Annotated in this window: 15 protein-coding genes and 1 riboswitch; of the genes, 5 read left to right on the top strand and 10 right to left on the bottom strand. The window is 72.5% G+C overall.

The features are described from left to right. Positions 1-72: 72 nt before the first annotated feature. Positions 73-2,358, bottom strand: coding sequence for a helicase-associated domain-containing protein (locus BMZ18_RS13465; RefSeq protein ID WP_068365754.1), 2,286 nt, complete (start codon positions 2,356-2,358; stop codon positions 73-75). A gap of 113 nt (positions 2,359-2,471) precedes the next feature. Between BMZ18_RS13465 and BMZ18_RS13460 the strand changes: the two genes are divergently transcribed. Continuing rightward, positions 2,472-2,663 (top strand): hypothetical protein, encoded by a 192-nt coding sequence (locus tag BMZ18_RS13460; RefSeq protein ID WP_068102913.1) that lies wholly within the window; start codon positions 2,472-2,474, stop codon positions 2,661-2,663. Positions 2,664-2,772: 109 nt separating this feature from the next. Here the strand turns inward: BMZ18_RS13460 and BMZ18_RS13455 are convergent, their stop codons facing one another. The 4 genes from BMZ18_RS13455 to BMZ18_RS13440 all read right to left on the bottom strand — a co-directional run bounded on the left by BMZ18_RS13455 (position 2,773) and on the right by BMZ18_RS13440 (position 5,780). Continuing rightward, a complete protein-coding gene (locus tag BMZ18_RS13455) occupies positions 2,773-3,366 on the bottom strand; it encodes a transglycosylase family protein (protein WP_068365755.1) in 594 nt (197 codons plus the stop codon). A gap of 7 nt (positions 3,367-3,373) precedes the next feature. Continuing rightward, a riboswitch (cyclic di-AMP (ydaO/yuaA leader) is annotated at positions 3,374-3,518 on the bottom strand. 154 nt (positions 3,519-3,672) lie between these two features. Next, complete coding sequence (locus BMZ18_RS13450; RefSeq protein WP_169817759.1) at positions 3,673-5,031, bottom strand: glycosyltransferase 87 family protein; 1,359 nt, start codon at positions 5,029-5,031, stop codon at positions 3,673-3,675. Positions 5,032-5,098: 67 nt separating this feature from the next. Beyond that, positions 5,099-5,530, bottom strand: coding sequence for a YccF domain-containing protein (locus tag BMZ18_RS13445; protein ID WP_068102909.1), 432 nt, complete (start codon positions 5,528-5,530; stop codon positions 5,099-5,101). Between the two features lie 40 nt (positions 5,531-5,570). After that, entirely contained in the window at positions 5,571-5,780 is a 210-nt protein-coding gene (locus BMZ18_RS13440; protein WP_068102908.1) for a hypothetical protein, read from the bottom strand. A 196-nt stretch (positions 5,781-5,976) separates the two neighbouring features. Here BMZ18_RS13440 and BMZ18_RS13435 point away from each other — a divergent pair, with 196 nt between their 5' ends. Continuing rightward, positions 5,977-6,396 (top strand): cold-shock protein, encoded by a 420-nt coding sequence (locus tag BMZ18_RS13435; RefSeq protein WP_068102906.1) that lies wholly within the window; start codon positions 5,977-5,979, stop codon positions 6,394-6,396. A gap of 1 nt (position 6,397) precedes the next feature. Here BMZ18_RS13435 and BMZ18_RS13430 read toward each other — a convergent pair whose 3' ends face one another. The 3 genes from BMZ18_RS13430 to BMZ18_RS13420 are packed head-to-tail and all read right to left on the bottom strand — an operon-like array spanning position 6,398 to position 9,466. Further along, positions 6,398-6,952, bottom strand: coding sequence for a DUF2771 family protein (locus BMZ18_RS13430; protein ID WP_068365757.1), 555 nt, complete (start codon positions 6,950-6,952; stop codon positions 6,398-6,400). After that, positions 6,949-8,586, bottom strand: coding sequence for an MFS transporter (locus tag BMZ18_RS13425; protein WP_074922249.1), 1,638 nt, complete (start codon positions 8,584-8,586; stop codon positions 6,949-6,951). The genes BMZ18_RS13430 and BMZ18_RS13425 overlap by 4 nt, the downstream gene beginning before the upstream one ends. Positions 8,587-8,632: 46 nt before the next feature. Then, positions 8,633-9,466, bottom strand: coding sequence for a glutaminyl-peptide cyclotransferase (locus BMZ18_RS13420; RefSeq protein ID WP_074922248.1), 834 nt, complete (start codon positions 9,464-9,466; stop codon positions 8,633-8,635). A gap of 28 nt (positions 9,467-9,494) precedes the next feature. On the opposite strand from BMZ18_RS13420, the gene BMZ18_RS13415 reads away from it, so the two are divergent. The 3 genes from BMZ18_RS13415 to BMZ18_RS13405 are packed head-to-tail and all read left to right on the top strand — an operon-like array spanning position 9,495 to position 13,617. After that, positions 9,495-10,337: a DUF3027 domain-containing protein gene (locus BMZ18_RS13415; RefSeq protein ID WP_068366362.1), complete on the top strand. Its 843-nt coding sequence runs from the start codon at positions 9,495-9,497 to the stop codon at positions 10,335-10,337. After that, positions 10,334-13,039, top strand: coding sequence for a sacsin N-terminal ATP-binding-like domain-containing protein (locus tag BMZ18_RS13410; RefSeq protein ID WP_068366360.1), 2,706 nt, complete (start codon positions 10,334-10,336; stop codon positions 13,037-13,039). Before BMZ18_RS13415 ends, BMZ18_RS13410 begins: the two co-directional genes overlap by 4 nt. Next, positions 13,036-13,617 (top strand): phosphatase PAP2 family protein, encoded by a 582-nt coding sequence (locus BMZ18_RS13405; RefSeq protein WP_068366357.1) that lies wholly within the window; start codon positions 13,036-13,038, stop codon positions 13,615-13,617. The genes BMZ18_RS13410 and BMZ18_RS13405 overlap by 4 nt, the downstream gene beginning before the upstream one ends. Positions 13,618-13,645: 28 nt before the next feature. Here the strand turns inward: BMZ18_RS13405 and BMZ18_RS19770 are convergent, their stop codons facing one another. Further along, entirely contained in the window at positions 13,646-13,792 is a 147-nt protein-coding gene (locus BMZ18_RS19770; RefSeq protein WP_156511664.1) for a hypothetical protein, read from the bottom strand. A gap of 147 nt (positions 13,793-13,939) precedes the next feature. Beyond that, positions 13,940-14,203 (bottom strand): DUF2530 domain-containing protein, encoded by a 264-nt coding sequence (locus tag BMZ18_RS13400; RefSeq protein ID WP_244516530.1) that lies wholly within the window; start codon positions 14,201-14,203, stop codon positions 13,940-13,942. Between the last annotated feature and the right edge of the window lie 19 nt (positions 14,204-14,222).

Genomic DNA, 14,222 nt, shown 5'->3' with positions numbered 1-14,222 from the left:
GCGACCGGGTACGGTCGCAGCGCAACCACTCCATTGTGCCCGTTCACGGACGGACGACGACCGTGTGACCGATCACCGATCGACGAGATCGACCGAGGTGATGCGGTGCAGGGTGAACTGCCGCATGGTCCCCGCGTCCTCGTCCCAGGCGTCGAGCCGACCCCCGCCGACGCTGACCGGAGCCACGACGCGCTGGCTCGACACCCCGGCGGCGTCGACGTACCCGATGGTCACCGCGGCCCGCGCGATCGCGGCGCGCTGGAGCAGGGAGATGGTGGCCGCGCCGCTCGCCCGCGTGCCGTCGGCTCGGACGCCTTCGGTGCGCCGGGCGGTGGCGGCCTTGGTGCCGGCCCGCATCTCGGCGACCAACCGTCCCCGTTGGTCCGCGGTGGGCACCACCGGAGTGCGATACGCGGAGCGGTTCCGGCGCACGGGGACCCGGGCGCCGCGGGGACGCAGATCGACGATGGTGCCCGACGAATCCTCGCCCGCGGGCGCGAAACCCCCGCTGCGCAGGGCCTCGAGCACGTCGCCGAGCGGGGCCTGCGACACCGCCACGGTGGGGGCGAGCGCGCGCAGCGCGAGCGCCTCGGCGGCCGGTGAGGCGAGGACCTCGGCGAGCAGGGCCGGATCCTCGCACCGGACGAACGACGACGCGATGCCGACGCGCAGGCGGCCGTGCCGGCGGGCGACGTCGTCGATCAGGTAGGTCAGAGCCTGCGGGACGGGCGTGCGAGACCGTGCGCCGAAGAACCCGTGCAGCTGAGCGGCGGACATGCCGCTGTCCAACGCCCGGCGCAAGGTGTTCTCGTCGACCCGGTACATCGTGGCGGCGCCGGCCGATTCGATGTCCGCCACGGTGGCCATGGTGTGGGCCAACTCGGGCGTCAACGGGCCGGGCGCGACGACCGTGAGGTCGGCCTGGACCAGAACGTGGTCGATGGGATCGGGGAGGGCGTCCGCCATGGCGGCCGCGGCCGCGTCGCGGTCGGTGTCGGCGAGCAGAGCGCGTCCGGGCGTCGACACCGCACCGCGGCCGAGGATGCCCAGGCCCCCGGCCTCGTCGAGGTAGCGGGAGACCGCGTGCCGGGTGAGCCGGCCGGCCAGACGCGGCCGTCGCCACGTGGCGATGCGGACCACGTCGTCCCGCGCAACGGTGACGCCGGCGTCGAGGTCGGCGAGGACGCCGAGGACGACGCGGCGGTCACGGGGCGCGGCGACGGACCGGGCCTCGTCGGACAGCGCGGCGATCGGCTTGTCGTTGGCGTCGCGCATGCCGACCGACCACGGGAGCCGCGGCAGGTCGAGCCAGGCACCGGCCAGCGCCGCCCACCGCACCGCGGGTGGGGAGGCGAGCCAGGCGTCGGCGGCGGACGTGGGTGCCCAGTGATCGTCGGTGTCGGACGGCGGCGACGGGTCCGGGGCGCCGGAGGCGAGCAGGCCCGCCGCGGCGAGGAGCTCGACGAGGAACGCGGCCTGAGTCTCGTCGAGGTCGCAGGTCTTGGCGATCCGGCGGAGCTCGCGCACTCCGAGCCCGCCCGCCTTCAGTGCGGGAGCGGGCGTGCTGCCGAGCGCCGCCAGCACGTTCTCGCACAGCCGCAGCAACTCCAGCGCCTCGCCCGCGGCAGCCGCGTCGACGTCCCGCGGGTTCTGGATCTCGCGCTCGGCGGGCGGTGGGGTGAGCCTGGTCGGGTCGGAGACCGGCTCGCCGCGCAGCACCTGGCTCACCTGCTGGGGGAGCTCGACCGTCTCGTGGTCGACGCGACCGAGCAGCCCGGCCGCGAGCAACTGCTGGACGGGACGGTCCGACGGGGTGCCCGGTGCGGCGTCGCGGGTGCGACCGAGGTTGCTCGACCGCGAGAGGGTGGTGAGCAGCTCACGCCGGCGGTCGTCGATCTGCTCCAGCGCCGCGGCGACGGACTCCTCGGTGAGGCCGCGATCGGCGGTCACGAAACGACCGACGCGCCACGGCAGTGCGTCCCGGGCCGCGGACACGGTCCGCAGGTCCGTCGTCCCGCGCACCAGTGCGAGCGACCGCAGGGTGGCCAGCGCGGCGTCGACGGCCTTCTTGGTGGCCTGCTTGTTCACGAGCGCGTCGAGGCGCTTCCGCGGGACGGCGGCGGTGTCGCCCTGCTCGAAGAGCAGCAGTTCGAGCACCGTCAGGGTGGGGGTGTCGAGGTCCTCGACCGCGCGCAGCACCGACGCGCGCTGTTCCGCGCGCACGGCGAGGATGTCGAACGTCGCCGGGGGCGGAACGCTGAGGTCGGGACGCAGGCGCAGCAGCTCGCCCAGCTCCTCGTCGCTGCGCGCGGCCAGCCAGTCCGCGAGCGGGGGCGTCTCGCCCGGATCGGTGCTCATCGTGATCGAGCGTAGAACGTGGGTGCGACATGCCCGGCCGGGGCCGGGACTCCCCGGTGCGGGAGTGACCGGGTCGTTACCCACGCCGGGACCGGTCGATGCCAGAATGAGGTATGGCGAAGAACGAGAAGAAGCGCTACGTCGATCCGGGCTGGCCGCAGGGCAACGGCGACGACGACCACGCGGTGACGGAACTGACCTCGGCCCGGGCGGGCAATCTCTCTCCCTACGGCGAGGAGATCGAGTTCCCGCTGCCGCCCGAGTCCCTGCCCTACGCGCACCCGCACACCGTCATCAACCGCTGATCCGCAGCCCGACGAGCAGTCGGCACGAACGCGCAGCCCGCCGAGCAGTCGGCACGACGAAGGCCCCGCACCGATCGGTGCGGGGCCTTCGTCGTCGTGTCGCGGGAGATCAGCGCGGCAGCAGGTTCTGGTTCGCCTCGATGAACGCCGAGACCTGGGGGTCGGCGACGGCGGAGCGCACGAACTCGACGACGGCGGGATCGTCGGTGACGGTCCGGACGAGGTCGGTCAGTCCCTGCAGCGCCTGCTCGGTGGAGGGGACGCTGGTCAGGTCCGGGAGGGCAGGGGCCGGCGCGGGCACGGGCGCCGTCTGGGCCGGTGCATCACGCTGGGTGGGGGCGCTCGACAGGCCGAGCTTGGCGGAGCAGGAGGGCCAGGCGCCCCAGCCCTGCGACTCGAGCACGCGTTCGGCCACCACGATCTGCTCTTCGCGCGAGGCCTGGTTGGCGGTGGCAGCGAATTCGCCGCCGCCGTGTCCGGTCCAGGTGCTGGGCGAGAACTGCAGTCCGCCCTGGAAACCGTTGCCGGTGTTGATGCCCCAGTTGCCGCCCGCCTCGCACTGTGCGAGCCGGTCCCAGTCGGAGTCGGGTGCCGCGGTGGCGGTGCCGCTGAAGGCGATGCCGGCGGTGCCGACCAGGGCGCCGGTGACGGCGACCTTGGCGACGGTCTTGCCTGCGGTACTCGGCTTGCGGTGACGTCCCATGTTCGTTGTTTCCTCTCCACACGCGCCTGCGAGGTCAGCTGTCGGATTCGGGCTGAGAGGTAGCCCGGCCCCGCGTCGTTCCCGGCTTGGAACGGGCGAGGCTTCACCCCGAGGCCGCGCCGCTCCCGGGGGGGGTGCGACGGTCGGCCGGTCATCTACGAAGGACGTGGTGGGTCCCCCGCCCTCGCCCCTGACTTCGGTCCGTGATGTCCGTTCGATTCCCGCGGGACGAGGTTGAGCGCGGCGGGTCGAACGTGGCCGTGTGTTCCGGCCGAAGGGGACACTATTACGAAACGGGCAGTGATGTCACCGTTCCATAACGTCCGCTGGTCGACGCGTCGCGCGGGCGTTGTGAGGAGTGGGTACGGGTTCGTGCAGATGAGAGCCCCTGAGGGCGTCGACACCCGTCTCGTCATCGCTCCGTGACCGACTCGTGATGTGAGGGAAGTCACAGAAGCGAAGGACGAGAGCGACCACCACGATCACCAGGACCCCGGTGGTGGGGTAGACCGTCTGGTAGGCGACGCCCTCCAGACGTGACGACGGCGGCAGCATGAACGTCCCGATGGCGTAGACGTCACCGGGGGCGACCCAGAACCACGCGATCTGCGGCAGGGCGGCGACCGTCGGAAGCAGCCACGCGAGCGGCGACGAGGAGCGCAGGGCCACGTCCACGCAGACGAGGAACAGCGGGAGCAGCCACACCCAGTGGTGGCCCCAGGAGAACGGGGAGATCAGCGGCGCCGTCAGGCCGCAGACGATCAGGCCGAGCAGTGGCAGGCCCCGGCGGTGGGCGGCGGCCGCGACCAGCAGTCCGGCGATTGCGACGACGGCCGCCACGAGGATCCACGCCACCGTGTTCGAGTCGGCCACGCCGAACCATCGCGGCACCGACGCCCGCAGCGACTGATTGGCTCCCGAGGTGATGTCTCCGATCCGGGAGGAATCCGAGATCGCGCCGAACCAGTACGTCGCGGCGTCGGAGAACAGGACGACGAAGCCGACGACGACGGTGGCGGCCGCGGTGACCACCGCGGTGACGAGCGCGCCCCATTGCCGGGTCAGACCCAGGTGGATCAGGAACAACCCCGGCGTCATCTTGATCCCGGTGGCGATGCCGACGCCGATGCCGCGGAGCCGGCTGCGCTCGCCCCGGCCGAGGTCGAAGAGGACGAGGGCGAGCAGAGCCAGATTGATCTGTCCCAGCCAGATCGTCATGCGCACCGGCTCGAGCCAGGTGACGATCACCGTCAGCGCCGCGGAGACCACGTGCAGGCTGCGGTCGTCGCGGAACCCCAGGTGCAGCCAGCAGAACCGCACGATCAGGTAGATCAGCACGAGGTTGCCGAGCCAGAAGATCAGGTGTGTGGTGGCCTCGGACACCAGGCCCAGCGGGGCGAAGACGACGGCCGCGAACGGGGGATAGGTGAACGGCAGTTCGCCGACCAGGTCGTGCGCGTAGAGCGGCGCCGACGTCCACACGGTCGCGCCGCCGGCGCGGTAGACCAGGGCGTCGATACCGAAGCGGAAGAGCCCGAACTTGGGGACGTCGAACGGGATCAGTCGATCGTGCGCGATCACCGCCACGACCGCGCCGACGATCGTCGCGGCGACGAAGACTCGATGTGATTCGAAGGTACGGATCGACGAGGACTTCGGTATCACGCACAGCACTCTAGACCGTACGTGCGGGTTTTTCGCGCAGCGCGACGGGCGCGGGAGACCGGCTCTTCTACCCGACGCGACCCTTCGCGTAGGACGGTCCGGGCCGCACCGCGCCGGGCCCGTACGCGTCGGTGTTCACGATGTCCTTGCCCAGCGGCATGAGCGAGACCGGGATCATCTTGAGGTTCGCCAGCGCCAGCGGGATCCCGATGATGGTGATCGCCATCGCGACGGCCGTGATCACGTGCCCGATCGCGAGCCAGATGCCGGCGACGACGATCCAGACGACGTTGCCGATCAGCGACGCGACCCCCGCGGTGGGGCGGTCGACCACCGTGCGGCCGAACGGCCAGAGTGCGTACGCGCCGATGCGGAACGCCGCCAGTCCGAAGGGGATGGTGACGATCAGGATGCAGCAGACGATGCCGGCCAGGAAGTAGCCGAGGGCCAGCCACAGCCCACCGAAGATCAGCCAGACGATGTTCAGCAGCAGCCGCATCGGTCCAGTATGCCGGTCGGCGGGCGGGTCGACAGGTGCGTCAGCGTGCGCGACGACCGGAACGCAGCGCGTGCACCAGTCCGAGCAGCAGCCCCAGTGGGCACAGCATCGCGGCGAGGTAGAGCCAGATGCCGGGCGAGAGGTCGGACACCAGCATGATCACGAACATCGACACGATCGCGAGGACACCCAGGCCGAAGCTGATCAGCGCGGCGAGGAGCAACGGGGGAGTGCGGGTCGAGGCGGTCACGCGGCAGAGCCTAGTCGGGGCCGGAGTACCATGATCACAGTCGCGTCTTCCCGCCGACCCCGGTCGGCGCGTGAGGCGCGCTTTGTCGTTGCGCCGCAGTCGTACTGCGGTCGGCGAGCAGTGCGGAACACGACAGGACGATCACGACCGGACGAGCACGACCGGTCGAACACGACGAGACGAACGGGTGAGAGCGGTGCCGACCGGCAAGGTGAAGTGGTACGACGTCGACAAGGGCTTCGGCTTCCTCGCGCAGGACGAGGGCGAGGACGTCTACGTCCGCGCGTCCGCGCTGCCGGCGGGTGTGGACTCGCTCAAGGCCGGCCAGCGCGTGGAGTTCGGGATGGCCGCGGGCCGCCGCGGTCCGCAGGCGCTGTCGCTGAAGGTGCTCGATCCCACTCCGTCGCTCCGCCAGAACGCGGCGGCCGCGGCGCGCAAGGACGCAGCGGCCAAGCGGCACTCGCCGGACGAGCTGCACGGCATGGTCGAGGACATGATCACGCTGCTCGAGGCGACGGTGCAGCCGGAGTTGCGCAAGGGGCGCTACCCCGACCGCAAGACCGCCCAGAAGATCTCCGAGGTGGTCCGGGCGGTCGCGCGCGAGCTCGACAGCTGACCTAGCCGTCCTCGGCGGTTCCGGTCCCGCCGTCCCCGCTGTCGCCGCCCTGGCCCTCGCGGGTCGTGGCGATGGACCAGATCGCGTGGCTGACGATCTCTTCCTGGTTGGTGTCCACGTCGATCACGCCGGACGGCAGACGCACCTCGACGCCGACCAGGTCGAGGCCGTCGCGCGTGGGCTCGACCGTGAGGGTGTTCCGTGTTCCGGGGGCGAAGTAGTCGTCCGCCTCGAGGGCCTCGCCGGTCTCGGGGTCCTGGTAGACGGCCGCGAAACCCCAGGGGCTGTCGGAGATCTCGCCGGGCAGGGACAGCTGCAGCGGGTGACCGGGGCGCACCGGCAGGACCGCGGTGCTGCCTTCGTACTCGCACAGCGGTTCCTGCACCGGGCAGTACCGGAACGGCTCGACCTCGGCGAAGCGGCCGTCGGCGAACGCCGAAATGCGCGGTGTCCGTTCCGGCGCGTCGACGATCGCGCGGCCGACCACCCAGACGAACGCGACGCCGACCACGGCCACCAGGACGCCGACGGCCAGCAGGACGCGCCGGGTGGTCATCGAACGCCGCCGCGGTCGGTGGTCGGGTGCGCGACGTGGTCGGGCCGCGCCACCTCCTGATGCGCGCGAACGGGTCGGTTACCGCCGAATCCGGGGAGCATCGTTGTTCCCCGGTGGGTCAGGAGTGTCTGCACGAGCCCGATGGTAAGGACCACGGAGACCACCGTGAAGCCGATCCAGTACTCGGTGGGCAACAGCACACCGAGGGTGCCGCCGAGGACCCAGCTGAGCTGGAGCACCGTCTCGCTGCGTCCGAAGCCCGACGCGATCGACTCGGGCGGCAGGTCGTTCTGCAGCGACGCGTCCAACGAGACCTTCGCCAGCGCGCTCGCGGCGGCCGCGACGAGGGCCGCGACGGCGGCCGTGGCGAGGCCGTCGAGAACGGCGGCGAGGACGGCGACGACCGTGACCGCGACGGTGCACCGCACCACCAGAACCGACGGTCGTCCCAGCCTGACCCGCGCGCCGGCGGCGTTGCCGGCGAAGTTCCCGAGGCCCGCCGCCGCGCCGACGAGGGCGAGCATGAGGGCCTGCTGCAGTGGTTCGTGCTCGGTCTTCGACTTGGCGACGAACGCGATGTAGAGGGTGAGGAAGCCCGTGAGCACGCGGATGGTGCCGTTGCCCCACAGGCCCGTGAGGACCTCGCGGCCCAGGGGTTGGCGTCGCTTCGACGGCGCGGGGACCACACCGAGGGACTCGGTGTCGGCGTCGGCGTGATAGCCGAGCGTGGCGGGGACCTCGCCCTCGGTGACCTCGACCCACGACGGGATGCGCATCGCGAGCCACGCGCCGAAGAGCGCGAGCGCGAACGTGAACCACAGCGCCCCGGCGGATCCCAGCGCGAACGCGATGGCGGCGGCCACGGCCCCGGCGGTGATGGTGCCGCCGACCAGGCCGAAGACGGTGAGGCGGGAGTTGACCCGCACCAGGTCGATGTCCGGCGGCAGCACACGGGGGGTCACCGCCGACTTGAGCACCGAGAAGGACTTGCTCAGCACCATCATGCCGAGGGCTGCCGGATAGAGCAGCCAGGAGTCGAACTCGAAGACCAGCACCACCGCAAGGACCGCGCGCAGGGCGAACGACGTGCTCAGCGCGATCCGACGGCCCCGTTGCAGCCGGTCGAGCATCGGTCCGATCAGCGGCGCGATCACCGCGAACGGCGCGATGGTGATGAGGAGGTAGAGCGCGACCTTGGTCTTGTCCTCGCCCGTGGCGGCGGAGAAGAACAGGGTGTTCGCGAGCGCGACCGCCATGGCGGCGTCGCATGCGAAGTTGGCCATGGTGGCGTACGTCAGGGCGGTGAGGCCCGATTTGTCGGCGCCGTCGGCGGTGGCCGCCCGGCGGAAGGTGGCGATGCCCTTGCCGGTGATCTCCCGGCTGCGGAGGGCGGCGACGCGGGTGACGGTGAGCTTGCGCGGCATCGCGGGCCGTCGCGGACCGGCCGCTCCCTCGTCGCGGCCCGTCTCCGACTCGGGACGGGTGGGGGTCTCGCCGACGGGGTGCAGGGGCGGCAACGGGGTGCGCCGCGCGCCGCGAGTCGGTCGCGGCTCGGCGGGTGAGTAGTTGTCCCATCCCGGATGGCGCTCCGGGTTCTGCGGGTGGTCACCTCCCTGGCCTGTCACGGGTTCCATTGTTCCCCATACGAGCCCGGTGTCACCGATGCCCCGGCGGAGTCCGTCACGCGTCGGCGGGAACGAACTGCACCTCGAACATCGTCGGCCAGAGCTTGCCGGTGACGAGGAAGCGATCGGTGCCGTCCACGGCGGCGATCCCGTTGAGCACGTCGACGTCGGCGTCCGGATCGAGCGACGCGCGCAGCGGTGCGGCGTCGACGACGGCGGTCACCTCGCCCGAGTCGGGGTCGATGCGGACGATCTCGTCGGTCCGCCAGCGGTTGGCCCACACGCCGTCCGGCGTGCACTCGAGTTCGTTGAGTGCGGTGACCGGCTGCCCGGCGGAGGTGACCGACCGGGTGGAGCGGACGGCGAACGTCACCGGGTCGCGCACGGTGAGAGTGTCCGACCCGTCGCTGGTGATCAATGCGTCGTCGGTGGCGCAGATGCCCCAGCCCTCGCCGTCGTAGGTCACCCGCCGTAGCTCCGTCAGCGTGTCCGGATCGCGCACCACGGCGATCCCGTCGCGCCAGGTGAGTTGCCAGACGACGTCGCCGGCGCGGGTGATGCCCTCGCCGAACAGGGGTGCGGGGAGGTCGTCGCGGGCGAGCACCTCGCCGGTCGCGCGGTCGGTCGCCGTGATGCGCGACTGCCCCGAGCGGCCCGTGCCCTCGAGCAGCCGATCGCCGTCGAGTTCGAGGCCCTGGGTGAACGCGGTCGGATCGTGCGGCTCGGTGGCGAGTATGCGGACCTCGAGGCGCTCGGCCTGCCCGACGGGCGTGGCGGGCGTGCTCGCCGGCGAACACCCGGCGGTCACGACGGACCCGGCCACGAGGGGCACGACGACGCGAGCGAGGGCACGGGCCCGCGTCGGGGGAGCATGGCTGCCGGACCGCATCGGTCCATCCAAGCAGCGATGCTGCAAAATGGTCGACGTGACTGCTCCGTCCGTGACCGAGATCCGCCCGCTGCTCGCCGACGCGGTCGACGTGGCGCGCGCCGCCGCGGTCGATGCCGGCGAGGGCCCCGTGGGAGCGCACCTCGGCGTGGAGGCCGTCGACGACGCCGCCGCCATCCACCGCTTCGCCGCCGACCTGCCCGGGTACGGCGGGTGGCAGTGGGCCGTCGTCGTCGCCGCCCCCGCGGAGGCCGAGGCGGTCACGGTCAGCGAGCTCGCGCTGCTGCCCGGTCCCGACGCCCTGGTGGCCCCCGGATGGGTGCCGTGGGACGAGCGCATTCGCCCGGGTGACCTGTCCCCGGGTGATCTGCTGCCGCCGCGGCACGACGACGTCCGGTTGGTGCCGGGCTATCGCGCGACGGGTGATCCGGCGGTCGACGACGTCGCCCTCGAGCTGGGGTTGGGCCGGCCGCAGGTGATGAGCCGCGAAGGTCGGCTGGAGACCGCCGAGCGGTGGGCCGAGAGCGAGTTCGGCCCCGAGGCGGCGATGGCTCGATCGGCCCCCGCCCACTGCGGGACGTGCGGGTTCTTCCTGCTGCTGCAGGGTTCGCTGAGCGCGGCGTTCGGGGTGTGCGGCAACGAGCTCGCCGCCGACGGTCGGGTGGTGCATGCCGAGTACGGCTGCGGCGCGCACTCGGACACCGAGATGCCCACGGGCGCAGGCTCTCCCGCGTTCGAGGCGTACGACGACGGCGCGCTCGAGGTGGAGGCCCGCCCGCAGAGCGCGCCCGCCGAGGCCGCGCCTGCCGCTGCCGAGCCTGCCGCTGCCGAGTCCGACGCCCCGTCCGACGCCGGTACCCCCGCGGAGTGACCGACCCGTTCGGTACGGCCGCGCTGCGTCGCGCCGTGCTGGACGCCTGGGCGTCGTCGCCGACCCGGCTGATCGAGGACGCGGCGGCCGAGCACGATCTGGTGGTCGGCGGCTATCGCGACCGCGCCGTCACCGAGCTCGTCCAGAACGCGGCCGACGCCGCCCGTCGCGCGGACGCCCCCGGCCGGGTGGCGCTGCGACTCGTGGGCTCGACCCTGTACTGCGCGAACGTCGGTGCGCCGCTGACCGTCTCGGGTGTGCGGGCGCTGTCGGCCCTGCGCGCGTCCGACAAGGGCGGCGGCGACGTCGGGCGATACGGCGTCGGGTTCACCGCCGTGCGCGCCCTGACCGCTCGGGTGGAGGTTCGCTCGCGCGCCGGGTCCGTCGTCTTCGATGCCGATGCCACGCGAGACACGCTGCAGGAGAACGGGATCGACCAGTCCGTCCTCGCTGCACGCGGTCTCGACGTGCCGATGTTCCGCCTGCCCTGGCCGAGCGACGCGGCACCGGACTCGGGGTGGGACACCGAGATCGTCCTTCATGACGTCGCCGACGCCGAGGCGGTCCTGGACGCCGCGTCCGCGGAGGCGCCCGACTTGCTCCTCGAACTGCCGGCCATCGGTCGAATCACCGTCGGGGAACGCGAGACTCGCCGCGTCGAGACCGACGGACCGGGCGCCTGGACCACGGTCACGGTGGGGGAGCGGTCCTACCTTCGCGGCGCCGCCCCGCACGCCACCTGGTACCTGCCCGTGAGTACGAACGGCGCTGTCCGTCCGGTCGAGACCGACGTGCTGCGCGCACCGACCCGCTCCGACGAGACGACGACATTGCCCGCCGTCGTCGTCGCGGACGTGGCGATGCAGCCCGATCGTCGCCGGATCCTCCCCGGCGTCGATCCGAGACCGCTCGCGGACGGGTACGGCGCGTTGGTGGCGGACCTGCCGCCGGCGGAGCGTCCCCTCGCCGTCCCCCGACCGGGGGTGCCCGCGTCGGTCGTCGACGGGGCCCTTCGCGAGGCCCTCGCGGCCGAGCTCGCGGAGACCGCCTGGGTCCCGGGTGTCGACGGTCGGGCGTATCGGCCCGGCGCGGCCACCGTCGTCGACCGCCTGACCGACGAGCTCGCCGCGTTGCTCGCCGACGTGATTCCCGGCCTCGTCGACCCCGCCGTGTCGGACGGCGATGCCGCGCGCACGCTCGCGCGTGTCGGGGTCCGCGTCCTGCGCCCCGCGGAGGTGGTCGACGCACTGTCCGGACTGAACCGTGTGCCCGCGTGGTGGCGCTCGGTGTACGCCGCGGTCGACGCGCTGCTGCCCGGCAGCGAGGTCGCCGAGTGCGCGGCGATGCCCGTGCCGCTCACCGACGGCCGGACCGTCACCGGCCCCCGCACCGTCGTCGTCGCCGAGGAACGGGTGGGGGCGGTGAGCTGGGCGCGGGTGGCCCACCCCGACGCCGTGCATCCCCTGTTGCGACGCCTGGGCGCGACCCCCGCGCGGGCGGTGGATCTGCTCGCGGACCCCGTTCTCGCCGAGCGGCTCGTCGACCCGGACGGGGTTCCCGACGCCCTGGTGGACGAGGTGCTCGCCGTCGCGAGTCTGGTGCCCGAGCACACCGTCGTCGCCGGGCTCGGGGAACTCCCGCTGCGCGACGCGGCGGGCGAGGACCGCGCGGCGGACGAGCTGCTGCTGGCCGACGCGCCCGTCCTGGCGGTGCTGAGCGACGACCATCCGTTCGGCGTGGTCGAGCCGAGCCTGGTGGAGCGATACGGCGCGCACGCCCTCCGGGTGGTGGGCGTCGGGACCACCTTCGGCACCGTCGTCGACGATGCGCCGCTGGGCCCCGACCACGACCTCGACGACGAGGACGCCTGGTGGGACTCCGTCGACGGCGAGCCCGCGGACGTGCGGGCCGTCCGCGACCTCGAGTGGGTCGATCCCGACCGGTGGGGTGCCGCGCTCGACCTCATGGTGGGCGACTCGACTCTCGCGCCGCTGCTCACGGACCGGAACGGGTACACCGCGTGGTGGCTCCGGCGCCACGCCGAGATCGACGGCACACCACTCGGATTGCTTCGCCGACCCGACGACGACGTCTTCGCGGGTGTCCTCGACGTCGCTCCCGCGGTGCGCGCCACCGCCGTCCCCGCGCTGTGGGCCCACGACCGCGTCGACGACGCCGCCACCGCGCGCGCCCTGCTCGCACGACTCGCCGACCCTGATCGTGCGGTGCGTCCCGGCGTCGTCCTCGCGACGTACGCGGCGCTGGGCGAGGACGTCGCGGCCGGCCGCGTCGACGTGCGGGACGTCGATCCCCCGGCCGAGGTCCGCACTCTCGCCGGCCGGGTGGTGTCCGCCGACGATGTGACGGTGCTCGGCGGGCCGGCCTGGATCGCGGTGGTTCCGCCCGACCGCGCCGTTCCCGGCGGTGCGCATCCGGACGCGGTGGCGGACCTGCTCGACGTCGACACCACGGACTCGCTGACGGTGACGGTCCGCGATGCCGGTGACGTCGTCGCCGTGGCCGACGATCCGATGCTGGCGGCGTACGCAGCCGCCGCGACTCGGGCGTCGACCGCCGTCACCCTGCCGGCCGACGTCGTCGTCCACGACGACCTGGTGGTCACCGCGTCGGGCATCGGGGAGCGGCGGGTGCCCTACTGGGTCGACCCCGACGGCACGGTGCACCTGGCGAGGATTCGATGATCGACGGCACGAACGAACTCGACACGGCGGTCCTGACGTGGATGGTCGACCACCGCACGCCGTGGGTGACCGACGTGATGACCGTCGTCACCACGGTCGGCAACACCGTGGGCGTCGCCGTCCTCACTATGATCCTCGCGGCGATCGTGTGGCGGCGGGGGGATCGCCGGGCGGCTCTGGCCACCCTGGCGGTGATGCTGCTCGGCTGGGGCCTGATGAACGGGATCAAGTACGCGGTGCGCCGGACTCGGCCTCCGACTCCGGAACGTCTCGTGGACCTGTCGACCTGGTCGTTCCCGTCCGGGCACGCGATGATGTCGGCGATGGTGGCCGCGGTCGCGATCGTGCTGATCGGTCGCGGTCTTCTCGGTCGCCGGTCGGTCGGGTCACCCGGTGACCGGGCCCGGAAACGAGGAAGAGCAGCGGCCGCCGTTCTCACGGCGGCAACGCTGCTCATCGGATTCTCGCGCCTCTACCTCGGCGCCCACTGGTGCACGGACGTGCTGGCCGGGTGGGCGCTCGGGGCGCTGTGGGGGACTCTCGCCCTTCGTGCGTCGCTCAGCGGCGCTGTGACATAGGGCGTCAGCGACGCAGTGACACAGAGCGTCAGCGGCGCTGTGCGATGACGAGGAGCTCGTCCCGCATCGAGGGGCTGCCGACGGAATTGGCGCGCGCGTAGAGATCGCGGAGCGCGCGAACGTGGCGGCGGCGGTTGAGGAACGTGTCGATGTACTTCACTTCTGCTGACCTCATGGTTGATTTCGTGTGTGACGGTGCCTGTCCGGTTCCCGAACTGACATAACCATTCTCGATGTTTCCGGCAGGTTACTCAAGGCGCACAGGGGTGAGTTTGCGCACGTCAGAGGGCATTTCGCCGTGCCGCCGATCACATGAGGCCGGTCACACCGGCGGGGGAACGAGCCCCTTCTGCGCGGTCCGACGGCCGTGGCGAGCCGCCCGGCGCTGCAGAGCGAACAGCCCGAAACCCAGCGCGCCCAACGCCGTTCCCGCCCACGCGGTGGGCGCGATCGACCACTCGGCGACGGTGGCCGCGACGGCCGCGGCGGCGAAGGCCACGGTGCCCCCACCGATCACCGGCGCCGGGTCCGTCCACCGGGCGGGCATCGCGGGCGGAGGAGTGAGGCCGTCACCTGGTACCGACACGGCGGCAACGCTACTCGTG

It is taken from the genome of Rhodococcoides kroppenstedtii (genome assembly GCF_900111805.1).
Taxonomy (GTDB): Bacteria; Actinomycetota; Actinomycetes; order Mycobacteriales; family Mycobacteriaceae; genus Rhodococcoides; species Rhodococcoides kroppenstedtii.
Note: the sequence above shows the minus strand (reverse complement) of the source record. Positions and strands in the feature narration are given on the sequence as shown.